Source organism: Streptomyces sp. NPDC060198 (assembly GCF_042728415.1).
Classification (GTDB): Bacteria; Actinomycetota; Actinomycetes; order Streptomycetales; family Streptomycetaceae; genus Streptomyces.
In genome coordinates this window covers 1-20,675 of the sequence record NZ_JBHWZJ010000042.1, presented here as the reverse complement: position 1 = coordinate 20,675, position 20,675 = coordinate 1, and the positions used below count along the sequence as shown (strand labels likewise).

Genomic DNA, 20,675 nt, shown 5'->3' with positions numbered 1-20,675 from the left:
AGATGGGCGTTCACGAGATCGGTCCACGCATGGTGGGCGAGAGGCTGATGTACAACCGCGCGGTCCGGGTCGACTCTCCCCGAAGCTGGCTCTTCGTCTCCGGGCACGAGGCCCGCGGTGACGATGGCGCCATCGCCTGCGAGGGGGACATGGCCGGGCAGATGAGGCTCACCCTGCGACGGCTCGGGCAGACCGTCGCCGAAGCGGGGATGACGATGGCGGACGTCGTGCAGATTCGCGTCTTCACCACCGACCTGGCCGACTGCAAGGCCAACTACACGGTGCTCATGGACGAACTCGCCGCGGTCCGCTGCCGTCCGGCCAGCCTCCTGGCCGAGGTCACCGCCCTGTCCGACCCCGGCATGCTCATCGAGATCGAGGCGGTCGCGGTGGCCTGAGCCGTCCCGCCGCCGCACCCCCCTGCGGGGGCTGGTTCGCGCGCGGGTGCGCAAGCTCGTCGGGGACGGGCCGAGTCGGGCGTCCGGTGTGGCGTGCACGCGCGACCGGACCCGCGCGGTGCGCCGTCCGCCCGACTCCGGGGCGGACGGCGAGGCGCGCGGGCCGGGCCGGGCCGTCAGGCGGCCTTACGGAACTTGGCGACCGCCAGCGGTGCCATCACGACGGTGATGATGCCTGCCCAGGCGAGGGTCACCCAGACCGAGTGGGCGATCGGGCCGCCCATCATCAGACCGCGTGCCGCGTCGGCGAGGTTCGACAGCGGGTTGTACTCGGTGAACGTCTGGAGCCAGCCCGGCATCGTCTGGGTCGGCGCGAAGATGGAGGATCCGAACTGCAGGGGCATCAGCACCAGCATTCCCGTCGCCTGGACCGCCTGGGCCGTCTTCATGGCCAGCCCGAGCAGGATGAAGATCCACATGATGGCGGCACCGAACACCGCCGAGAGCGCGACGGCTTCGAGCAGACCGAGGAACGAGGTCTGGATCTCCATGCCGAGCGCGAAGCCCATCGCCAGCAGGATGATGGTGGCGACCATCATCCTGCCCAACTCCACCACGATCTTCGCGATCAGCACCGAGGACCGGGCGATCGGCATCGTGCGGAACCGGTCCATGACGCCCTTGCGGAAGTCGTCGTTGACACCGGTGCCCACGGCGGAGGCGATGTTCATCCCCATCATGGCCATCAGGCCGGGGATCAGGTAGTTGAGGTACTCCTCCCGCCCGCCGCCGAGCGAGCCGCCGACCGAGCCGCCGAAGACGTACGTGAACAGCAGCGTGAAGATGACCGGCATCAGGAGCGCGTCGAACATCGACTCGGGGTCTCTTTTGATCTGGAGCAGGTTGCGCCGGGTCAGCGCCCCGATGTGGCGCAGGTTGGCGCGCAGCCCGATCTTCCCCTCGTCGCTCACGGGCCGGAACGGCACCTGGTCGGTGGGGGACTTCGTCAGCGTCGTCGTACTCATGCGGCGACCTCCTCGTCGGTCGGAACGGCGGCGGCCGAGGTCTTGCCGCCGGTGATGGCGAGGAAGACCTCGTCCAGGCTGGGCAGGGCGGTGGCGACGTGCGCGAGCGAGAAGCCGCGTGTACCCAGCAGGCCGATGACGGCCGTCAGCTGCTGGTCGCTCAGGATCGGTACGTACAGCAGGCCCTCGTCCGGGACGGCCTGCGCGCCGGAGACCCCGTCGAGCCCCGCCTCGTGCAGGGCGCGCGCCATCGCGGGCAGGTCGGCCGGGTCGGACGGGCGGATCTGGAGGGTGCGGCCGCCGACCTTCGCCTTCAGCTCGTCGACGCCGCCGCGCGCGATGATCCGGCCCTTGTCGATCACCGTCAGCTCACTGGCGAGCTGCTCGGCCTCCTCCATGTACTGCGTCGTGAGCAGCACGGTCGTCCCCTCGGCGACCATCCGCTGCACCTCGTCCCAGACCTCGTTGCGGGTCCGCGGGTCGAGGCCCGTCGTCGGCTCGTCCAAGTAGAGGACCGCGGGGCGGCCGATCATGGAGGCGGCCAGGTCGAGCCGGCGGCGCATACCGCCGGAGTAGTCCATCGCGGGGCGGCGGGCCGCCTCGGTGAGCGAGAACCTCTCCAGCAGCTCGTCGGCGCGGCTGCGGGCCTCCTTGCGGGGCAGGTCGAGGAGCCGGCCGATCATGTAGAGGTTCTCCCAGCCGGAGAGCTTCTCGTCGACGGAGGCGTACTGGCCGGTCAGGCCGATGGTGCGGCGCAACTGCCGGGGCTGCTTGACCACGTCGTAGCCGGCGACGATCGCGTGGCCCGCGTCGGGCACGATGAGCGTGGAGAGGGCGCGTACCAGCGTCGTCTTGCCCGCGCCGTTCGGGCCGAGAACACCGAGCACGGTGCCCTCGCGTACGTCGAGGTCGACACCGTCCAGTGCCTTGGTGGTGCCGTAGTGCTTCACCAGCCCCCGTACTTCGATGGCGATTCCGCGCCCGGGGTTCATGTCGTTTCGCGTCATGTCCACCATGGGACCAGACGTGGCCGACAGTTCACCGATATATCGCCTACAGGCGAGCGTCAATCCGCCGACAGGCATGCGTCAGCCCGCCGATGGGGGATGTCGGCGGGCTGACGGTGGTGCCGGAGGTGGCTGTGTGGCCGGCGTGGCAGGTGGGACCCACGGGACCGGTGGGCGTGGGCGGAGACCGCCCGGGGCGTCAGTGGAAGGTGTGCTCCGGCGCCGGGAACGTGCCGCCGACGACCTCGCCCGCGAACTCCTTCGCCGCGTCACCCATGACCCGGCGCAGATCCGCGTACTGCTTGGTGAAGCGCGGCACCTTGCCGCCCGTCAGTCCCACCATGTCGGTGTAGACGAGCACCTGGGCGTCGGTGTCCGGACCGGCGCCGATCCCGACGGTCGGGATGTGCACGGTGCGGGTGACCTCGGCGGCCAGCTCGGCCGGCACCAGCTCCAGGACGACCGCGAACGCTCCCGCGTCCTGTACGGCCTTGGCGTCCCGCAGCAGCTGGTGCGCGCCCTCCTCGCCGCGCCCCTGTACCCGGTACCCCATGGCGTTGACCGACTGCGGGGTGAGGCCGATGTGGGCCATGACCGGGATGCCGGACTCGACCAGCAGCCGGATCTGGTCGAGGCTGCGCTCGCCGCCTTCCAGCTTCACGGCGCCGACTCCGGCCTCCTTGACCAGCCGGGTGGCGCTGCGGAGCGCCTGGACGGGTCCCTCCTGGTACGCACCGAAGGGCAGGTCGCCGACGACCAGGGCGCGCTTGGTGCCCCGTACGACGGCGGCCGACAGCATGGTGATCTCGTCCATCGTGACGGGCACGGTGGTCTCGTAGCCGAGGTGGCAGTTCCCCATGGAATCGCCGACGAGCAGGACCGGGATGCCGGCCTCGTCGAACACGGACGCGGTCATCGCGTCGTAGGCGGTCAGCATGGGCCACTTCTCACCGCGCGCGGTGGCGGCGGCGATGTCGTGGACGGTGATGCGGCGGGTGCTCTTGCCCCCGTACAGCGACTTGCCGCTGTCGGAGGGGGAGGGCCCGGCGGGGGCAGACTGATTCTGCGCAGCGTTGAGCGACATGGCCAACGGCTCCTTCGTCATCTCGAGGCGCCCTGACGGCGTCCCCGGATCGCTTCCATGGTGGCATCCCCCGGTGGTGCGCGGGAAGTGGGCCCGCGGGTCGCCTTCCGCCGGTTCGCCGGGCGGGGCGGGAGAGGCGCGCGGACGGAGGGTTGGAAAGGTAAAAAATTTACAATACGAGACGGTCTCGTATCGAAAGGCCGTTAGGCTTTTCCCATGTCCATACCGTCCGGCGCGCCCGTCGCCGTGTCCCGTGTCCCGGAGGCGGTCCACCGCCGCCGTTGGGCCATTCTCTCCGTGCTCATGTTCAGCCTGCTCATCGTGGTGCTGGACAACTCGATCCTGAACGTCGCGGTCAAGACGATCGCCAGTCCCGCGCCGGACGGAATCGGTGCCACCCAGAGCGAGCTGGAGTGGGCGATCAACTCCTACACGCTCGTCTTCGCAGGTCTGCTCTTCACCGCAGGGCTCCTCGGCGACCGCCTCGGCCGCAAGCGGGTGCTGCTCTTCGGTATCTCGGTCTTCGTCGCGGGCTCCGCGCTCGCCGCCTTCTCCGACTCGCCCGGCCAGCTCATCTCCTGGCGGGCGGTGATGGGCCTCGGCGCCGCCTTCGTGATGCCGGCCACCCTCGCCATCCTGATGAACGTCTTCGAGCCCGCGGAGCAGCCCAAGGCCATCGGCATCTGGGCCGGCGGCGTCGGCCTGGGCATCGCCATCGGCCCGATCACCGGCGGGCTCCTGCTGGAGCACTTCTGGTGGGGCTCGATCTTCCTCGTCAACGTGCCCGTGGGCCTCATCGCCCTGGTCGCGATGGTGATCCTCGTACCGGACTCGCGCGACCCGAAGCCAGGCCGGCTCGACCCGGTGGGCGTCGTCCTTTCCGTCGTGGGGCTCGTACTGCTCGTCTACGGCATCATCCGGGGCGGCGAACTCGCCGACTTCACCGACCTCACCGTGCTCGGTCCGGTCCTCGGCGGCGTGGTCGTCCTGATCGCCTTCGTCCTGTACGAGAAGCGCGTGCAGCACCCCGCGCTCGACGTCTCCCACTTCAAGAAGCCGGCGTTCTCCGCCGCCGTCACCGCCATCGCGCTGGTCTTCTTCGCGCTGATGGGCGTCACCTTCTTCTCCGCCTTCTACCTCCAGAGCGTGCGCGGCTACACCGCGCTCCAGTCCGGACTACTGGTCCTGCCGCTCGCCGCCGCGCAGATGATCTTCTCGCCGCGCGCCCGGATCGTCGTCCAGCGCTTCGGCGTCCGCGCGGTCTGCACCGTCGGCCTGATCCTGGTCGCCGCGGGGCTCGCCGCCTTCGCGACCTTCGACGCCGGCACGCCCGTCTGGGTGCTGTGCGTGGTCTTCTTCGTCCAGGGCACCGGAATGGCGCACATCATGCCGCCCGTCACCGTCGCCATCATGCAGGCGCTGCCCCGCGAGAAGGCCGGTGCCGGTTCCGCCATCAACAACACCTTCCGCCAGGTCGGCGGGGCGCTCGGCATCGCGGTGCTCGGCTCGGTGCTCTCCGCCGTCTACCGGGGCGACATCGAGGACCACCTCTCGGCCGTGCCGGCCGGAGCCCGCGACGTCGCCGGAGAGTCGATCGAGGCCACCCTCGGTGTCGCCGCCAAGCTCGGCCCGGCCGGCCGGCCGCTCGCCGCGGCGGCCTCCGACGCCTTCATCGGTGCCATGCACGTCGCCGCGCTCGGCTCGGCCGCCGTCGCGCTGGCCGGCGCCGTGGTCGTCGCCCTCTTCCTGCCCGGCAAGTCCGCCGCCGAGCCCCGGCCGCAGGCCCCCGAGCGGCCCGCACCCGTCCCGGCCGAACAGGGCCGAAAGGCCTGACCCGCGCGAACCGGCCCGGGCCCCACCGGCGTGAGTCCGGGGGCCCGGGCCCTCGCGCAGCCCCGTGCGAACGAGGCCGTGCCGATCCCGGCGGGAAGGCAGGCTCGCGGTCGGCGAGAATTGGCGCAGCGGTCCACGGGCGAGGAGAGGCGGAATCAGGTGCGGCATCAGCAGTACGGGCAGGGCCTGGAGCAGAGCCCTGAGCAAGGCCCCGAGCAGACCCCGGCGCGGGAACCGGAGCACGTGCGGGCACCCGATCACGACCGGGGCCCGGGCCGCCCCCGCAGCGCCGCCGCCGAACGGGCCATCCTGGACGCCGTCATCTCCCTCCTGGAGGCCGGCGAACCGCTCGCCGGCCTCTCCATCGAACGCATCGCCCGTACCGCCAAGGTCGGCAAGGCCACCATCTACCGCCGCTGGGACGGCAAGGAAGAGCTCTTCCTCGACGTGCTGCGCGACATGGAACTGCCGGACCCCGTCGTCTCCGGCACCGCCGGGCTCGCCGATCTCCGCGTGCTGATGGAGTCCCAGCGCACCCGGGGGCTGGCACAGCGCTCCTCGGTCCTGCTGCACAACGTGATCGTCCAGATGAAGAGCCATCCCAGGCTCTGGACCGAGTACCAGAACACCGTCATCGCGCCGCGCCGGGCCGCGATGGTCGACGCGGTCCGCCGGGCCGTCGAGGCGGGCGAACTGCGGGACGACCTCGACGTGGAGCTGATGGACGACCTGTTCATCGGCGCGATGCTCGTGCGGACGCTGCACCGCCGCGACGCGCCGCTGCCCGACGACCTGGTCGACCGGGTCATGGACGCCCTGCTCCAGGGCCTCGGTCCGACGTCGGGAGCCTCCGCCGCGGCGCCGCGGCCGGCGGACGCGCCCGGACGGTCCGACGCGCCCGGACCTACCGCCGGCGGCTGACTTCCGCGGCCACGCCGTACGGTGCCCCGACCCGGCCGGTGCGACGCCGGCCGCACCGGTCGCGCAGGTCGCACCGGCCGCACCGGAGGGGACCGGCTGGAAATGAGGGGTCGGTCACAGGCCCGGACGGCTCGGCACAAAGCGGAACCCATGGCCCCGTTCCGGGCGTCCTCCACTCCGTGCCGCCGATACGGACGGAGGGAAAACGCCCGCCGATCCCCTAGGGTCGGGGGCGCGGCGACATGCAGGGCAACGCAGTGAGGAAGCACGATGGTGCAGGCGTACGGAGCGGACACCGGCAACGACAACGCGGAGCCGCCGCGCGCCGGCTCCCGCCTGCGAAGCAGACTGGCCCGCCTGAAGGCGGACCGGGGCATCTGGCGGCGCGGAATCCTGCTCGCGCTCTGCTCGGTCCTGGTGACGCTGGTGATGGTCTTCCACGCGGAGATCCCCAACCGGCTCGGCAACCTCGGCAGTCTCACCGAGACCTTCCTGCCGTGGATCGGTGTCGTTCTCCCCGTCCTGCTGCTCCTCGGTCTCGTACGGCGCTCCGCCACCGCCCTCGTCGCCCTGCTGCTGCCCCTGGTGGTGTGGCTCAATCTCTTCGGTGGTCTGCTGCTCGACGACAAATCCGGCCCCGGCGGCGACCTCACCGTCGCCACGCACAACGTGAACGCCGACAACCCCGACCCCGCCGGTACCGCACAGCAGGTCGCGGGCTCCGGCGCGGACGTGGTGGCGCTCCAGGAACTGCCGGGCAACCAGGTCGCCGCCTACGAGAAGGCGCTGGACGCGCCCTACCCGTACCACTCGGTCCAGGGCACCGTCGGCCTCTGGAGCAAGTACCCGCTCAGCGACACCAAGCCCGTGGACATCAAGATGGGCTGGGTCCGGGCCATGCGCTCCACCGTCACCGCCCCCGGCGGCAGGGTCGCCGTGTACGTCGCCCACCTGCCTTCCGTCCGCGTCAGACTGCATGCCGGGTTCACCGCCAACCAGCGCGACAACAGCGCCGACGCCCTCGGTGAGGCCATCTCCGACGAGCCGCTGAGCCGGGTCGTCCTGCTCGGCGACCTCAACGGCACCATGAACGACCGCGCCCTGAAGGCCGTCACCTCGCAGATGCGGTCCACCCAGGGCGCCGCGGGCGACGGCTTCGGCTTCAGCTGGCCCGCCGCGTTCCCGATGGCCCGGATCGACCAGATCATGGTCAAGGGCGTGGAGCCGATGTCCTCGTGGACGCTCGCCGCGACCGACAGCGACCACCTGCCGATCGCCGCCCGCGTCCAGCTCTGACCGCGCCCGGCACACTGCGGTCCGGCACGCTGCGGTCCGGCACGCTGCGGCTCTGAAGCCGCCCGGAGCGGCCGCGGCAGCCTCGCGGACGCCCGGATCGAACTCTGCCGAAACGACCCGTTCACCTCCAGGAACGGATCATCTGCCACACTTTGTTCAGGCTGATGACCTGAGCCTGCCCGGCAGAGCCGCCGGAGTGCCCGGGTCCGTCTCTTCGACTTCCTTCCCACCCTCTCCCCGCACGGTCCGCGCGCACGTTCGCGCGGCCGACCGCTCCGCCACGTCCCCGGACGGCCACCCGTCCGCCCGGGACGCACGCGCGCCCTCCAGCTGAAAGGTTCCTTCCCCATGCCTCTGGCCTTGCTCGCCCTGGCTGTGAGCGCCTTCGGCATAGGCACCACCGAGTTCGTGATGATGGGGCTGCTGCCCAATGTCGCGGACGACCTGGGTACGTCGGTGCCCACCGCCGGTTACCTCGTCTCCGCCTATGCGATCGGCGTCGTGCTCGGCGCCCCGCTGCTCACCGCTCTCGGCTCCCGCATCCCCCGCAAGCGGATGCTCCTGCTGCTGATGGCGCTCTTCGTCGTCGGCAACGCCGCCTCGGCCCTCGCCCCCGGCTTCGGCTGGCTCCTCGCGGGCCGCCTGATCGCGGGCCTGCCGCACGGCGCGTTCTTCGGCGTCGGCGCGGTCGTCGCCGCCCGCCTGGTCCCGGAGGGCCGTCAGGCGCGGGCCGTCGCACGGATGTTCCTCGGCCTGACCGTGGCCAACATCGTGGGCGTACCGGCCGCGACCCTGCTCGGCCAGCACCTCGGATGGCGGGCGACCTTCCTCGTGGTGGCCGTGATCGGGCTGGTCGCCCTGGCCGCCCTGTCCCGGCTGATCCCGCAGATCCCCGTCGCCGAACACCAGGACGTACGCCACGAACTGCGCGCGCTCCGCGACCGCCAGGTGATCCTGGGCCTGCTCACCGCCGTCTTCGGCTTCGCGGGCGTGTTCGCCGTGTACTCGTACCTCTCGTCCATGACCACCGAGGCGATGGGCTTCGGCGAGTCCTCGGTCACCCTCGTGCTGGCCCTGTTCGGCATCGGCATGACCCTCGGCGCGCTCGCCGCCGGACCGCTCACCGACCGCGCGCTGCGGCCGACGCTCTTCGGCGCGCTCGGCGCGCTCACCGTCGTCCTGCTGCTCTTCCCGCTCACGGTGCACGTGAAGTGGCTGGCGCTGGTGATGGTGATCCTGCTCGGAGCGGTCGGCTTCATGACGACGACCCCGCTCCAGATGCTGGTGATGCGCAAGGCGAAGGACGCACCCACACTGGCCTCCGCCTCCAACCACTCGGCGTTCAACCTCGCCAACGCGGGCGGTGCCTGGCTGGGCGGCGCGGCCATCTCGGCGGGCTGGGGCTGGACCTCGCCCGCACCGGTCGGCGCGGCGCTCGCCGTGGCCGGCCTCTCCATCGCGGTCACCGCGACCCTGCTGGACCGCGACCGCGTCACACCCTCCCGGGTCGTCGCGGGCGGGCCGGACGGCACCGCCGACACCGTCGCCGGTGCGCCGGAAGCGCACGTGGCCGGACGGCAGACCGTACGGAGCGCACCGGGGGAGTAGGCGGGCGTGGGGGTGGGGGTGCTGAGACAGCGCCCCCACCCCGACTACGGAAGCTGCTTCACGGGCGCCTCGCGCCACTGGTTCGTGACGGGCAGTCGTCGGTCCTTGCCGAACCCCTTCGGTGAGATCTTCGTGCCCGGCGGGTACTGCCGCCGCTTGTACTCTGCGGTGTCCACCAGCCGCAGTGTCCGTGTCACCAGCTCCTCGTCGAAGCCCGCCGCGACGATCGCGTCCCGGCCCTGGTCGCGGTCGACGTACAGCTCCAGAATCCGGTCCAGCACCTCGTAGTCCGGCAGCGATTCGGCGTCCACCTGCCCCGGCCGGAGCTCCGCGCTGGGCGGCTTGGTGATCGACGCCTCCGGGATCGGCGGGATCTGCCCGCGCTCCTCGGCGGCCCGGTTGCGCCACCTCGCCAGCCGGAAGACCGACGACTTGTACACGTCCTTGATCGGCCCGTACGCCCCGACCGAGTCCCCGTAGAGCGTCGAATAACCCACCGCCAGCTCCGACTTGTTGCCCGGCGCGAGCACGATCTGCCCCTCCTGGTTGGAGATCGCCATCAGCGTGGTGCCGCGCAGCCGCGACTGGAGGTTCTCCTCGGCGAGTCCGGTGAGCTCCAGCGCCCCCATGTACGCGTCGAACATCGGCCCGATCGGCACGGTGCGGAAGTTCAGGCCCGTGCGCCGGGCCAGCTCGGCCGCGTCGTCCCGGGAGTGGTCCGAGGAGTACTTCGACGGCATCGAGACGCCGTACACGTGCGCCGCGCCCAGCGCGTCGCAGGCCAGGGCCGCCACGAGCGCCGAGTCGATGCCGCCGGAGAGCCCGACGAGCACACTGCTGAAACCGTTCTTCGCGGCGTACGCGCGCAACCCGACCACCAGCGCGGAGTACAGCTCCTCGTCGTCGTCGAGCCGCTCGGCGTACCCGCCCGCCAGCTCGGGTGCGTACGGCGGGAGCGGCTCTCCGGTGAGCACGACGTGGTCGATCCGCAGCCCGTCGTTCACCACCCCGGACGGTGGCTCGGCCGCGGCGGCCGGGAGTTCGAGATCGAGGATCACGCTGCCTTCGGCGAACTGCGGCGCGCGGGCGATCACTTCGCCCTCCGCGTCCACCACGATCGAGTCACCGTCGAAGACCAGCTCGTCCTGGCCACCGATCATCGCCAGGTACGCGGTGGTGCAACCGGCCTCCCGGGCCCGCCTGCGGACCAGTTCCAGACGGGTGTCGTCCTTGTCCCGCTCGTAGGGGGAGGCGTTGATCGACAGCAGCAGCCCCGCGCCCGCCGCGCGGGCCCCCGGCACACGCCCGCCGTCCTGCCACAGGTCCTCGCAGATGGCCAGCGCCACATCGATGCCGCGCACCCGCACGACCGGCAGCGAATCGCCCGGGACGAAGTACCGGAACTCGTCGAACACCCCGTAGTTGGGGAGGTGGTGCTTGGCGAAGTCCAGCGCGATCCGCCCCCGGTGCAGCACCGCCGCCGCGTTGCGCGGCGAACCCGCGGGCTGCCCGTACCGGGGAGCGGCGTGCTCGGAGCGGCCGAGGTAACCGACGACCACCGGCAGTTCGCCGAGGCCCTCCGCGTCGAGCCGTGCGGCGAGCGCGCGCAGCGCCGCTCGCGAGGCTTCGACGAAGGACGACCGCAGGGCCAAGTCCTCCACGGGATAGCCGGTCAGCACCATCTCGGGGAACGCGACGAGGTGGGCGCCCAGCTCGTCGGCGTGCCGGGTCCAGCGGACGATCGCCTCGGCGTTGCCGACGAGATCGCCGACCGTCGAGTCGATCTGGTTGAGGGCGAGGCGTAGTTGAGGCACCCCCGCAGTGTAATCGTCTCTCTGACACGATGTCTGGGAGGGCGGTGATTCCGTTCCCCCGGAAGCCTGTTGGCGGGGTGTGGGCGACCGACGTGGGGCTGGTCAGCCCCGGGCGTACACCTGGCCCGCCCAGTCGGCGATCTGCTCCTCACTGAGGTGCTGTGCCAGGTCGGCCTCGCTGATCATGCCGATCAGCTTCTTGTTCTCGACCACCGGGAGCCGCCGGATGCGGTGTGCCCGCATCTCCTCCAGCACCTCGTCCACCCCGGCCCCCGAGTCGATCCAGCGCGGTGTCCCGTGGCAGAGGTCCCCCGCCGTCGTCGCCGCCGGATCGTGGCCGCTCGCCACACAGCCGACCACGATGTCCCGGTCGGTGATGATCCCGACCATCCGGTCCTCGGCGCCCTCCGCCGAGACGGGGAGCGAACCCACCCCGTGATCGCGCATCATCTGGGCGGCGCGGTCGAGTGTCTCGTGCGCCGGAATCCAGGTGGCACCGGGATGCATGATGTCCTTCGCCGTGGTCATGGGGTTCCTCCTGGGCTGATCCGTGCCTGAGCACACCCCCGTACGGCCCCGAGTCCATCCTCCATCGTCCTCGGGCGCACGCCCCGCCGCCGACCTAAATCACCCATTCGAGTGAGGGTGGAAAGCTCTGGGCGGGACACCCCGAGGCTGCCGTCACCCGCCCGGGCATGCGGGGCGGGCAGGCGACGGCGGCTTCGCGGACGGCTGAGGCGCTCAGGCGCGGGGGCGTGCACCCCGCTCGGCCAGCAGGTCCGCCATCAGGTCCAGTTCTGACCGCTGGGCGTCCGCCATGCCCTGCGCCAGCCGCCGCTCGGCCGGCACCGCGCAGCGTTCCGCGCACGCGCGGGCCATGGCGATGCCGCCCTTGTGGTGGTCGGTCATCAGCTGGAGGAAGAGAACCTCCGCGTCCCGGCCCCGCGCCGCACCGAGCCGCTTCAGCTCCGCGGCCGTGGCCATGCCGGTCATCGTGGCACCCGCCCCGGACCGGTCCGGGCCGTGGCCCATGCCGTCCGTGTGGTCCATGCCGGCCATGGCGCCCGTGTGGTCAGCGCCCTTCTCCGCTCCCATCCACGCCATGGGCGCTCCGGTCGTGGCGATCTTCGGCAGCCCCCACAGGTCGAGCCAGCCGAGCAGCATCCCGCGCTGGTTGGACTGGGTGTGGGCGATGTCGTACGCGAGTCGGCGCACGTCCTGGTCGTGCGTACCGTCCCGCACCACGAAGGACATCTCCACCGCCTGCTCGTGGTGGACGGCCATGTCCTGCGCGAACCCGGCGTCCGCCGAGTCCACGGCCGGGAGCCCCTCTCCCGGGCCGGAGCCCTGCCCGTATCCCTGCGCCGGCCCGTGCCCGGCCTCCCTGCCGTCGGACCGGGCGGTCACGACCGCTGCCGTACCGCCTCCGACCAGCGCCGCGAGCACCAGCACCCCGGCCGCCACCCAGCGCGGGCGCGCCCCGCGCCCCGTACCGCCGGTCATCGGGGAACCGCCAGTCCGCCGGTGCACGGCGCGCCGGGCTCCGGGGTCTGCGGGCCCTGGACGTACGCGGCGAGGAACCTGCCCACCCGCTCGTCGTCGGGTTCCTCCACCGTGAGCTGCTTCCCCCACGCGCTGAGCGTGATGGTGCCCGACTGGCCGGGGTAGGGGCTGAGCAGCGTGTACGGGGTCGCCGTGACCCGGGTGGCGAGCCGGCGCACCGCGTCGGCGGACGCGTCGCCGTTGTACGTGATCCACACCGCGCCGTGCTCCAGGGAGTGCACGGCGTTCACGTCGGCGAGCGGCGTTTCGTATACGTCGCCGTCGCAGTCCATCCAGGTCGGGTCGTGGTCCCCGCCCACCGGAGGCGTCATCGGGTAGTGGACCTCGTGGGTCACGTGGTTACGGGTGAGCTTGCTCGTGTCCCAGGACTTCTCGCCCTCGATCGCGGGGGCCGACGCCGTACCGGCCGCCCGTGCGGGATCGGCTCCGCCCGGCTTGGAGTCCGCCGCGGCGGTGGACACGAGACCGGCCCGCGAGGCCGGACCGTCCAGCACTCCGGAGCCGCCGAACCCCACCAGACCTGCGACGACGGCCACGCCGACCGCTATGGCCAGAGCCCTGCCGCGCCCCACGCGGCGCCGCTCGGGGAGCGGGGCCGGGGGAGTCTGGATCTGGGGAGGCTGCGGGGAAAGGCTCATGGCGTCGAGTCCTTCTGGGAGGAGTCGGGAGGGAGCGGACGAGTCGGAAAGAACCCCTGTGCGAGAGTCGGTCGCGCATGCGTCCGTGCCCCAGCACATCGGGGCCGTCGATCGTAGTGGGTGGCCGCGTGCTCTCTCTCACACCGTGTGCGTAATCTGGGTGAAATCCCGGGTCGTGATACTGGAGTGACTCCCCTACCCCGGGCGGTGGTGCGCGGACCGTCTGAACTGCAAGGATGTGGCTATGGACAAGCAGCAGGAATTCGTCCTCAGGACGCTTGAGGAACGTGACATCCGGTTCGTACGACTGTGGTTCACCGATGTCCTCGGGTTCCTCAAGTCCGTCGCCGTGGCTCCGGCCGAGCTGGAACAAGCCTTCGACGAGGGCATCGGCTTCGACGGTTCGGCGATCGAGGGCTTCGCCCGCGTATACGAATCGGACATGATCGCGAAGCCGGACCCGGGCACCTTCCAGATCCTGCCCTGGCGCGCGGAGGCCCCCGGCACCGCCCGCATGTTCTGCGACATCCTGATGCCGGACGGATCGCCGTCCTTCGCGGACCCCCGCTTCGTCCTCAAGCGCATCCTCGCCAAGACCTCCGACCTCGGCTTCACCTTCTACACCCACCCCGAGATCGAGTTCTTCCTGCTAAAGGACAAGCCGGTCGACGGCACCCGGCCCACCCCGGCCGACAGCTCCGGCTACTTCGACCACACCCCGCAGAACGTCGGCATGGACTTCCGCCGCCAGGCGATCACCATGCTCGAATCGATGGGCATCTCCGTCGAGTTCAGCCACCACGAGGGCGCCCCCGGCCAGCAGGAGATCGACCTGCGGTACGCCGACGCGCTCTCCACGGCCGACAACATCATGACCTTCCGCCTGGTCATGAAGCAGGTCGCGCTGGAGCAGGGCGTACAGGCCACCTTCATGCCGAAGCCGTTCTCGGAGTACCCGGGCTCCGGCATGCACACCCACCTCTCCCTCTTCGAGGGCGACCGCAACGCCTTCTACGAGTCCGGCGCCGAGTACCAGCTCTCCAAGGTCGGCCGCTCCTTCATCGCCGGCCTGCTGCGCCACGCCGCCGAGATCTCGGCCGTCACCAACCAGTGGGTCAACTCCTACAAGCGCATCTGGGGCGGTTCCGCCCGCAGCGCCGGTGCCGGCGGCGAGGCTCCCTCGTACATCTGCTGGGGCCACAACAACCGCTCCGCCCTCATCCGGGTCCCGATGTACAAGCCCGGCAAGAACGGCTCCGCCCGCGTCGAGGTCCGCTCCATCGACTCCGGCGCCAACCCGTACCTCACCTACGCGGTGCTGCTCGCGGCGGGCCTCAAGGGCATCGAGGAGGGCTACGAACTCCCGGCCGGCGCCGACGACGACGTCTGGGCCCTCTCCGACTCCGAGCGCCGCGCGATGGGCATCGAGCCCCTCCCGCAGAACCTCGGCGAGGCCATCTCCCTGATGGAGAAGAGCGAACTCGTCGCGGAGACGCTGGGCGAGCACGTCTTCGACTTCTTCCTCCGCAACAAGAAGCGCGAATGGGAGGAGTACCGCAGCGAGGTCACCGCGTTCGAGCGGAAGGCGCTGCTGCCGGTGCTGTAGGGGCTGGTCGGAGCTTCAGGCAGTGTGAAGACGCGGGCGGGTCGCGGTCCACTTCGGACGCGGTCCGCCCGCTGCCACGACCGGGCCCGGGCTGTTCGTGGGCCGTCCGGCCAGGACGACAGAAGTGGGAGGTTCTGCCCATCGCGGCCCCAACCGGCAAGCTAGGATGCGCTGTTGAGTAACCTGGCTCTGCACGGTTCAGCGCTCTGCGCGCTCCACCGGTCAGCGGGCGGCCGGTGAGACCGCATGGTGTACGGAGGGTCGATGAAGTCATGGCTGACCAGGTACGCGACCAAGGCGCTGCTTCTCGTCTTCTCCAGCTTCCTCGGTGCCGTCGTGTTCGCCACATCGGTGAAAGCCGGCGAAGAGAACTTCAAAGACAAAGAACTCATGCTGCAGCTCGGCAGTCTCGCGGCCTTTGTCGTCGTCCTCGTGACCGCCGCCGACGCGGCGCTCAATGAGCGGGAGAAGGAGAAGGCGCGCCAGCAGGTGGCCCGCGCCGCGCGCACGCTGGGTGTCACCTACAACAGCACCCTCCAGCCGCTGTCGACGGCGCTCGGTGAGCTGGCGCAGCAGTACGCGGCTGCCTTCGCCGGCACCGGCGCCGCCGCGCCCGCCGCGCTGGCCACCGCTCAGACCGCGCAGTGGACGACCGTGAGGACATCGGTACTCACCGGTGCGGCGGTGCTCACGGCCGATCCCGATCCCAGCTCGGGGCTTCCCAGGGCTCGCTGCTCCTACTACCGGCTGGAGGCGCCCAGAACCGCGCACGAGTTCAAGCTGGACGATTGGGCCGGTGCGTCCCCCGGCCCTCGGGCGACCATCGACGGGGCAGCGGGATCCCATCTTCTGCACGACATCCTGGAGAGAAGAACCCCCTTCCACGTGGGGTCGGCCACCGGATACGTGAGCCGCATCGATCCGTTCAGTACGACGTACAAGTCCGTCATCGCCGTACCCGTCGCCGCCGGCAGCGAAGAATACGGCGTCCTCATAGTCGACGCCCCCCTGGAAACCGATCTGACCGCCGAGCATGTCGTGCTGATGCAGTCGGTGGCCGGGCTGCTGGCCGCGACCTTCGCCCTCACGAAGTGAAGGGACCCGAAACATGGCAGGCAGCCCCCCGGCTTCCACACCCCCGGACCCGGTTCCGCCGGACCCGATCTCCGAGGAACAGGTCCCGCCGGAACCGATTCCCCGGTGGCGGCGCCTGCTTTCCGTGGCAGCCGACGTCCTCTACGCCGTCGGGGAGCTGTTCACTCAAGTCCGGCTGCCCCGGCTGCCCGGGCGGCGCCGACGATCCGAGCCCTCGCCCGAACGCCACCCTCGGGAAACCTCCGAGGCCACGGCGACCGCTCGTCGGTACGAGCACATGGGCCGCCAGGATTTCGAGGCGCGAGTGGCGGCGGAAAGCGGAACGCGCGGCTGGGAGAACCTCTGCATCCTCGTGGTCGTCCTGGGGGTCGTAGGCTCCGCCGTCCTGGTCCATCGCGCCGGATACGCCTCGCACAGCGTCTACTTGTTCGCGTTCTCGGGTGTGTGCTCCTGCTGGCTGCCCATTCGCTGGTATCTGCACAGACGCTGAACCCGTACCTTCCGGTGAGGGGCGGCCGGACGCGAGAGGCCCCGACCGCGCTGCCCGGTCGAGGGGCACGGACCGAGCGGAGAAAAGGCTCCGCGAGGGCGAGGGCGAGGGCGAGGGCGAGGGCGAGGGTGAGGGCGGGGGCGGGGGCCAGGTCGTACGGCGACGAAATGAATTTCACAAGACCCTCATACAATCCTCTCTATCTCCTCTAGTCTGGCCTCCGCAGTGGCGCCGCGTCGGGTTTCGACGCGCATCCGGCGCGGCACACGCCGATTGCCCGGTCGCGCCACCTGCCGAGAACGAGAACCCAGGGGGGTGGCATGTCTCTTCGGTATGCGCCGAGATCGTCAGGATCGAACGGTGCCCAGGGCATGGAGAACGACATGAGGAAGGGCCGCCGGGCCTACGGAGGCCTGGTGGTCGGGCTGGTGGCCCTCGCCGTGGGTCTCGCGGGGTGCTCGGACGGGGATCAGGACACGGCTTCGGCCACGGTGAGCACGCTTCCCACGGCTTCGGCCACGGCTTCTCCGAGCGCGTCCGCGTCCGCTTCGGAGTCACCGACCGCCACGGCCTCGCCGTCGCCGTCCGCGACTCCTTCGGAGAAGCCGGTCGTCAAGGCGACGGTGGGCGGTTACGGCGGATGGAACCTTGCCAAGGCCGTGGCGGACGCCCGCGCCCACCACGTCGGGTCGGTGACGTACGCGGACGCGAGCGAACTGCACCGTTCCGTGGTGCACACCTCCAACTGGAAGGTGTGCACGCAGAGTCCGTCCGCCGGAACGTACGCCACCTCCACCAAGCTCGCGTTCACGATCGTGGGGGTGGGCGAGTCCTGCTCGAACCCGCCGAGCGCGTCGTCCGGCAGTACGTCCACCAGCGGCGGGTCCTCCTCGTCCAGTGGCGGCAGCGGCTCGGGCGGAAGTACGTCGAAGAGCGGTGGCAGCAGCGGTTCGGGCGGGAGCACGTCCACCAGCGGCGGCGCGACGAAGACGACGACGTGCAGCATCCGGTCCAACGCGGGCAACTGCTACCGGGCGGGGCAGTTCTGCCGGAGCAGCGACGTGGGTGCGACCACCACGGACGCGGCCGGGCGGGCGATCACCTGCAGCCTCTCGTCCGGCAGGAACCGGTGGCACTACTGACCCGTGACGTGGCGTAACCCGGGCTGACCGGCGTCGGCCAGGTGCCCCGACGGGGCCCCGGGCCGGCGTCGGCTTCACCGTCGGCCCCGGGGCCCCGTCCGGACAACCCCGCCCCCGCCCGAGAAGTCCTCCCCTCCGACACTCGCCCCTTTCCGACGGAAGGCCCACCGGATGAGACTCCCCGCCCCTCTGCGCGCGGTCAACGAACTGCTGGCGTTCCTGGTCGAGGTCGTCGCCCTCGTCGCGTTCGCCCGCTGGGGGTGGCACGCCTCGGAGAACACGGCGCTGCGCGTGCTCCTCGCCGTGGCCGTCCCGGGTGTCGCGGCGACGGTGTGGGGGATGTTCGCCTCGCCCAAGGCGCGGTACGCCCTGCCGGTCGCGGGGGTGGTGGGGGTCAAGATGCTGGTCTTCGCGTGCGCGGTGGCCGCGCTGTACGACCTCGACGGCTCCGGGGCGGCGCTGTCGTACACCGCCGTGGTGGCGGTCAACACCGTACTGCTGACCCTGGACCGGAGCGCCCGCGCGCGTGCGTCGCAGGCGCGGTGAGCCCCGCACACCGCCTACTCGAAGCCGCGCCCCATCTCGTCCATGACCTCCGCGATCAGCTCGGCCGGCTCGCGGTCCGGGGCCTCCTCGATCCAGGTACGCATGGCGATCCGCAGGGAGGCGAGGAAGCCCGCCGCGAGGATCAGGGGGCGGACCGGGTGGCCGGTGGGGCCGGGGCGGTCGGCGACGGTCTCGGCCAGATCGCGTTCCATCCCCGCGTGATTGGCCAACTGACGTGCGAGCAGCGAGGGATGGCGCAGAGCGAGGCGGGTGCGCACGGCCCAGTCCCGTTCCAGGGGCGGTATCTGTGAGGTGAACTCCACCATCGCCCCGCGCAGCGCGGCCCAGGCGGGTTCACCGGCGGGGCGGTCGCGCACGAGGCGGACGAGTTCTCGTATCTGCCGCTCTTCCCCGTAGAGGAGGGCGTCCTCCTTGTTGGTGAAGTAGTTGGAGAAGGTTCTGCGCGAGATGCCGGCCGCGTCCGCGACCGCTTCCACCGTGACGTGGTCGAAGCCGTGCTCGACGGTGAGGTGCAGAGTCGCCTCGTGCACCGCTTGGCGGGTGGCTTCCTTCTTGCGCTCCCGCAGTCCCACAGAGTTCTCCATCCGGCCATTCTCTCTTGGCCGTTGATCGTTGCGCATCCGGCAAAATTTCCCGTGATGCATGTATGGTGAAGTGTTCCTGTCATCTCTTGATCGGGCCCGTGTTCCGTGCTTTCGGGTGCGTGCGCCCCGGTGTCCGCCGGCCTGCCGCGCGCCCCGGGTGCTCGTGCCGTGTGACGCGCAACGCGACCGGTGCTCAACGGAGTCGGGCCCGGCACGCGAGCGGCCCGCCGCGAGTCGCGCCGCCGGACCCGCTCAGCCCTCACACAACTCCGGAGGTTGCGCGTGAGCGCAGAAACGGCCACGCCGACCGAAGCCGTACCGATGACGCACCGCGAGGTGCTGCGGGCGCTGAGCGGTCTGCTTCTCGTGCTCTTCGTCGCCCTGACCAGCAGCACCGTCGTCTCGGTGGCGCTCCCGCAGATCATCGGAGCCCTCAACGGCACGCAGTCCCAGTACACATGGGTGGTCACCGCCACCCTGCTGGCGTCCACGGCGTCCACCCCGATCTGGGGCAAGCTCGCCGACCTCTTCAGCAAGAAGCTGCTGCTGCAGACGGCCATCTGCCTCTTCGTCGTCTCCTCCGTCGCCTGCGGATTCGCCCAGTCCACCGGTCAGTTGATCGCCTTCCGGGTCATCCAGGGCCTCGGCATGGGCGCGGTGCAGGTGCTCGTCCAGGTGATCATCGGCGCGATGATCAGCCCCAAGGAGCGCGGCCGGTACAACGGTTACCTCGGCGGGGTCATGGCCGTCGCCACCGTCGGCGGCCCGCTGCTCGGCGGGTTCATCACCGACACCTCGTGGCTCGGCTGGCGTTGGTGCTTCTTCATCGCGGTGCCCTTCACGCTGGTCGCCTTCGTGATGCTCGCCCGCACCCTGCACCTGGTGGAGACCCGCCGCCCCGACGCCAAGGTCGACTACCTCGGCGCCTCCCTGATAGCCGCCGGCGTCAGCCTCCTGCTGCTCTGGGTCACCTTCGTCGGCGACGACTTCGACTGGATCTCCTGGCCGTCCGGCGCGATGGTCGCCGGCAGCCTGCTGATCCTCGGTGCGGCCGTCTTCGTCGAAGCACGGGTGAAGGAACCGGTCGTCCCGCTCCACGTCGTCCGCCGCCGGGACCCCGCGCTCGCCATCGTCGCGAGCCTCTCGGTCGGCATGGCCATGTTCGGCGGGGCCGTCTTCCTCGGCCAGTACTTCCAGATCGGACGCGGCTACTCGCCGATCCAGTCCGGGCTGCTCACCATCCCGCTGATGTTCGGCGTGCTGGTCTCCTCCACCGTCGCGGGCCGCCTCGTCTCGCGCACCGGCAAGGTCAAGCCGTTCATCCTCACCGGTGTCGTCGTGCTCACCCTCGGCTTCCTCGGGCTGTCGACCATCGACCACACGACGAGCCTGGTCCTCGTCGGGGTGGGCATGTTCGCGGTCGGCGCCGGTGTCGGCATGTCGATGCAGAACCTCGTGCTGGTGCTCCAGAACACCGTCCCGCTCAGGGAACTCGGCGCGGCCAGCGGTGCCATCACCTTCTTCCGGTCGCTCGGCGGCACCATGGGCGTCTCGGTGCTCGGCGCGGTGCTCGCCAGCCAGGTCAGCACGAAGATCACCGACGGGCTGAAGAAGCTCGGCATCGATCCGGCCGCCTCCTCCTCGGGCGGCTCGACGCTCAACCTGAAGGCGATGCCGCCGCAGATCCAGGAGGTGGTCCGCGCCGCGTACGGCGACGCGACCGGCCACATCTTCCTCATCGCCGCGTGCATCGCCGTCGTCGGTGTCGCGGCGGCGTCCTTCCTGACCCCGACGAAGCTCCGCGACAGCGTGGACCTCTGACGGCCCGTACCACCGAGCGCCGCCCGTGCCCGCACCCCCGACGGCTCGATGAACATGTTCGGCGCGCTCCGCCGGTCGATGGCGACCACCGGCTACAGCGAGCTGAAGGAGTTCCAGCGCGTCGAGGTCACGGTCGCGGACTCCCACCACAAGCGCTGACCCGCCCGCACCGCTGCCCGGCAC

General features: G+C 70.8%; 19 protein-coding genes and 1 pseudogene. 12 read left to right on the top strand and 8 right to left on the bottom strand.

The annotated features are described in order from the left end of the window. The first annotated feature begins 2 nt into the window (after window positions 1-2). Window positions 3-398, top strand: a complete 396-nt coding sequence (locus ACFWEP_RS08865) for a Rid family hydrolase (protein WP_387367803.1) — start codon at window positions 3-5, stop codon at window positions 396-398. Between the two features lie 176 nt (window positions 399-574). Here ACFWEP_RS08865 and ACFWEP_RS08860 read toward each other — a convergent pair whose 3' ends face one another. From ACFWEP_RS08860 to panB, 3 genes are all read right to left on the bottom strand, one after another. After that, window positions 575-1,423: an ABC transporter permease gene (locus ACFWEP_RS08860; protein WP_387367800.1), complete on the bottom strand. Its 849-nt coding sequence runs from the start codon at window positions 1,421-1,423 to the stop codon at window positions 575-577. Beyond that, window positions 1,420-2,439: an ATP-binding cassette domain-containing protein gene (locus ACFWEP_RS08855; protein ID WP_387367797.1), complete on the bottom strand. Its 1,020-nt coding sequence runs from the start codon at window positions 2,437-2,439 to the stop codon at window positions 1,420-1,422. Before ACFWEP_RS08855 ends, ACFWEP_RS08860 begins: the two co-directional genes overlap by 4 nt. 190 nt (window positions 2,440-2,629) lie before the next feature. After that, window positions 2,630-3,514, bottom strand: coding sequence for a 3-methyl-2-oxobutanoate hydroxymethyltransferase (panB, locus tag ACFWEP_RS08850; RefSeq protein WP_387367794.1), 885 nt, complete (start codon window positions 3,512-3,514; stop codon window positions 2,630-2,632). Between the two features lie 216 nt (window positions 3,515-3,730). Here panB and ACFWEP_RS08845 point away from each other — a divergent pair, with 216 nt between their 5' ends. From ACFWEP_RS08845 to ACFWEP_RS08830, 4 genes are all read left to right on the top strand, one after another. Next, window positions 3,731-5,347 carry an MFS transporter gene (locus ACFWEP_RS08845; protein WP_387367791.1) on the top strand — a complete coding sequence of 539 codons (1,617 nt, stop codon included), beginning with the start codon at window positions 3,731-3,733 and terminating at the stop codon, window positions 5,345-5,347. Window positions 5,348-5,590: 243 nt separating this feature from the next. Beyond that, on the top strand, window positions 5,591-6,268 hold the full coding sequence (locus tag ACFWEP_RS08840) for a TetR/AcrR family transcriptional regulator (protein WP_387367834.1): 678 nt from the start codon (window positions 5,591-5,593) through the stop codon (window positions 6,266-6,268). A gap of 270 nt (window positions 6,269-6,538) precedes the next feature. Next, the gene (locus tag ACFWEP_RS08835) at window positions 6,539-7,564 is read left to right on the top strand and encodes an endonuclease/exonuclease/phosphatase family protein (protein ID WP_387367788.1); all 1,026 of its coding nucleotides are present in this window, start codon (window positions 6,539-6,541) and stop codon (window positions 7,562-7,564) included. 348 nt (window positions 7,565-7,912) lie between these two features. Further along, complete coding sequence (locus ACFWEP_RS08830) at window positions 7,913-9,172, top strand: MFS transporter (protein ID WP_387367785.1); 1,260 nt, start codon at window positions 7,913-7,915, stop codon at window positions 9,170-9,172. A gap of 44 nt (window positions 9,173-9,216) precedes the next feature. On the opposite strand, the gene ACFWEP_RS08825 is transcribed toward ACFWEP_RS08830, so the two are convergent. The 4 genes from ACFWEP_RS08825 to ACFWEP_RS08810 all read right to left on the bottom strand — a co-directional run bounded on the left by ACFWEP_RS08825 (window position 9,217) and on the right by ACFWEP_RS08810 (window position 13,187). Continuing rightward, window positions 9,217-10,986 carry an NAD+ synthase gene (locus ACFWEP_RS08825; protein WP_387367782.1) on the bottom strand — a complete coding sequence of 590 codons (1,770 nt, stop codon included), beginning with the start codon at window positions 10,984-10,986 and terminating at the stop codon, window positions 9,217-9,219. A 102-nt stretch (window positions 10,987-11,088) separates the two neighbouring features. Further along, on the bottom strand, window positions 11,089-11,514 hold the full coding sequence (locus ACFWEP_RS08820; protein WP_387367779.1) for a CBS domain-containing protein: 426 nt from the start codon (window positions 11,512-11,514) through the stop codon (window positions 11,089-11,091). 213 nt (window positions 11,515-11,727) lie between these two features. Next, complete coding sequence (locus ACFWEP_RS08815) at window positions 11,728-12,489, bottom strand: DUF305 domain-containing protein (protein WP_387367776.1); 762 nt, start codon at window positions 12,487-12,489, stop codon at window positions 11,728-11,730. Further along, window positions 12,486-13,187, bottom strand: a complete 702-nt coding sequence (locus ACFWEP_RS08810) for a DUF3105 domain-containing protein (protein ID WP_387367773.1) — start codon at window positions 13,185-13,187, stop codon at window positions 12,486-12,488. Before ACFWEP_RS08810 ends, ACFWEP_RS08815 begins: the two co-directional genes overlap by 4 nt. A gap of 244 nt (window positions 13,188-13,431) precedes the next feature. Between ACFWEP_RS08810 and glnA the strand changes: the two genes are divergently transcribed. From glnA to ACFWEP_RS08785, 5 genes are all read left to right on the top strand, one after another. Beyond that, window positions 13,432-14,793, top strand: a complete 1,362-nt coding sequence (glnA, locus tag ACFWEP_RS08805; RefSeq protein WP_266703648.1) for a type I glutamate--ammonia ligase — start codon at window positions 13,432-13,434, stop codon at window positions 14,791-14,793. A 264-nt stretch (window positions 14,794-15,057) separates the two neighbouring features. After that, the gene (locus ACFWEP_RS08800) at window positions 15,058-15,888 is read left to right on the top strand and encodes a GAF domain-containing protein (RefSeq protein WP_387367771.1); all 831 of its coding nucleotides are present in this window, start codon (window positions 15,058-15,060) and stop codon (window positions 15,886-15,888) included. Between the two features lie 124 nt (window positions 15,889-16,012). After that, window positions 16,013-16,378, top strand: a complete 366-nt coding sequence (locus ACFWEP_RS08795) for a hypothetical protein (RefSeq protein ID WP_387367768.1) — start codon at window positions 16,013-16,015, stop codon at window positions 16,376-16,378. A gap of 371 nt (window positions 16,379-16,749) precedes the next feature. Next, window positions 16,750-17,520, top strand: a complete 771-nt coding sequence (locus tag ACFWEP_RS08790; RefSeq protein ID WP_387367765.1) for a hypothetical protein — start codon at window positions 16,750-16,752, stop codon at window positions 17,518-17,520. A gap of 171 nt (window positions 17,521-17,691) precedes the next feature. Further along, window positions 17,692-18,066 (top strand): YrdB family protein, encoded by a 375-nt coding sequence (locus ACFWEP_RS08785; RefSeq protein WP_387367762.1) that lies wholly within the window; start codon window positions 17,692-17,694, stop codon window positions 18,064-18,066. Between the two features lie 14 nt (window positions 18,067-18,080). Here the strand turns inward: ACFWEP_RS08785 and ACFWEP_RS08780 are convergent, their stop codons facing one another. Beyond that, window positions 18,081-18,671, bottom strand: coding sequence for a TetR family transcriptional regulator (locus ACFWEP_RS08780; protein ID WP_387367759.1), 591 nt, complete (start codon window positions 18,669-18,671; stop codon window positions 18,081-18,083). 321 nt (window positions 18,672-18,992) lie between these two features. On the opposite strand from ACFWEP_RS08780, the gene ACFWEP_RS08775 reads away from it, so the two are divergent. Together ACFWEP_RS08775 and ACFWEP_RS08770 are read left to right on the top strand one after the other, a co-directional pair. After that, on the top strand, window positions 18,993-20,492 hold the full coding sequence (locus ACFWEP_RS08775; protein WP_387367831.1) for an MDR family MFS transporter: 1,500 nt from the start codon (window positions 18,993-18,995) through the stop codon (window positions 20,490-20,492). Window positions 20,493-20,519: 27 nt separating this feature from the next. Continuing rightward, window positions 20,520-20,651 (top strand): annotated as a pseudogene (locus ACFWEP_RS08770) (GuaB3 family IMP dehydrogenase-related protein); the annotation flags it as partial. Window positions 20,652-20,675: the final 24 nt, after the last annotated feature.

Bases quoted from the DNA above. Each gene is read 5' to 3' on its own strand.
- ACFWEP_RS08865 (WP_387367803.1), top strand. From the start codon at position 3: ATGGGCGTTCACGAGATCGGTCCACGCATGGTGGGCGAGAGGCTGATG.
- ACFWEP_RS08860 (WP_387367800.1), bottom strand. From the start codon at position 1,423: ATGAGTACGACGACGCTGACGAAGTCCCCCACCGACCAGGTGCCGTTC.
- ACFWEP_RS08855 (WP_387367797.1), bottom strand. From the start codon at position 2,439: ATGGTGGACATGACGCGAAACGACATGAACCCCGGGCGCGGAATCGCC.
- panB (WP_387367794.1), bottom strand. From the start codon at position 3,514: ATGTCGCTCAACGCTGCGCAGAATCAGTCTGCCCCCGCCGGGCCCTCC.
- ACFWEP_RS08845 (WP_387367791.1), top strand. From the start codon at position 3,731: ATGTCCATACCGTCCGGCGCGCCCGTCGCCGTGTCCCGTGTCCCGGAG.
- ACFWEP_RS08835 (WP_387367788.1), top strand. From the start codon at position 6,539: ATGGTGCAGGCGTACGGAGCGGACACCGGCAACGACAACGCGGAGCCG.
- ACFWEP_RS08830 (WP_387367785.1), top strand. From the start codon at position 7,913: ATGCCTCTGGCCTTGCTCGCCCTGGCTGTGAGCGCCTTCGGCATAGGC.
- ACFWEP_RS08820 (WP_387367779.1), bottom strand. From the start codon at position 11,514: ATGACCACGGCGAAGGACATCATGCATCCCGGTGCCACCTGGATTCCG.
- ACFWEP_RS08815 (WP_387367776.1), bottom strand. From the start codon at position 12,489: ATGACCGGCGGTACGGGGCGCGGGGCGCGCCCGCGCTGGGTGGCGGCC.
- ACFWEP_RS08810 (WP_387367773.1), bottom strand. From the start codon at position 13,187: ATGAGCCTTTCCCCGCAGCCTCCCCAGATCCAGACTCCCCCGGCCCCG.
- glnA (WP_266703648.1), top strand. From the start codon at position 13,432: ATGGACAAGCAGCAGGAATTCGTCCTCAGGACGCTTGAGGAACGTGAC.
- ACFWEP_RS08800 (WP_387367771.1), top strand. From the start codon at position 15,058: ATGAAGTCATGGCTGACCAGGTACGCGACCAAGGCGCTGCTTCTCGTC.
- ACFWEP_RS08790 (WP_387367765.1), top strand. From the start codon at position 16,750: ATGGAGAACGACATGAGGAAGGGCCGCCGGGCCTACGGAGGCCTGGTG.
- ACFWEP_RS08785 (WP_387367762.1), top strand. From the start codon at position 17,692: ATGAGACTCCCCGCCCCTCTGCGCGCGGTCAACGAACTGCTGGCGTTC.
- ACFWEP_RS08780 (WP_387367759.1), bottom strand. From the start codon at position 18,671: ATGGAGAACTCTGTGGGACTGCGGGAGCGCAAGAAGGAAGCCACCCGC.
- ACFWEP_RS08775 (WP_387367831.1), top strand. From the start codon at position 18,993: ATGACGCACCGCGAGGTGCTGCGGGCGCTGAGCGGTCTGCTTCTCGTG.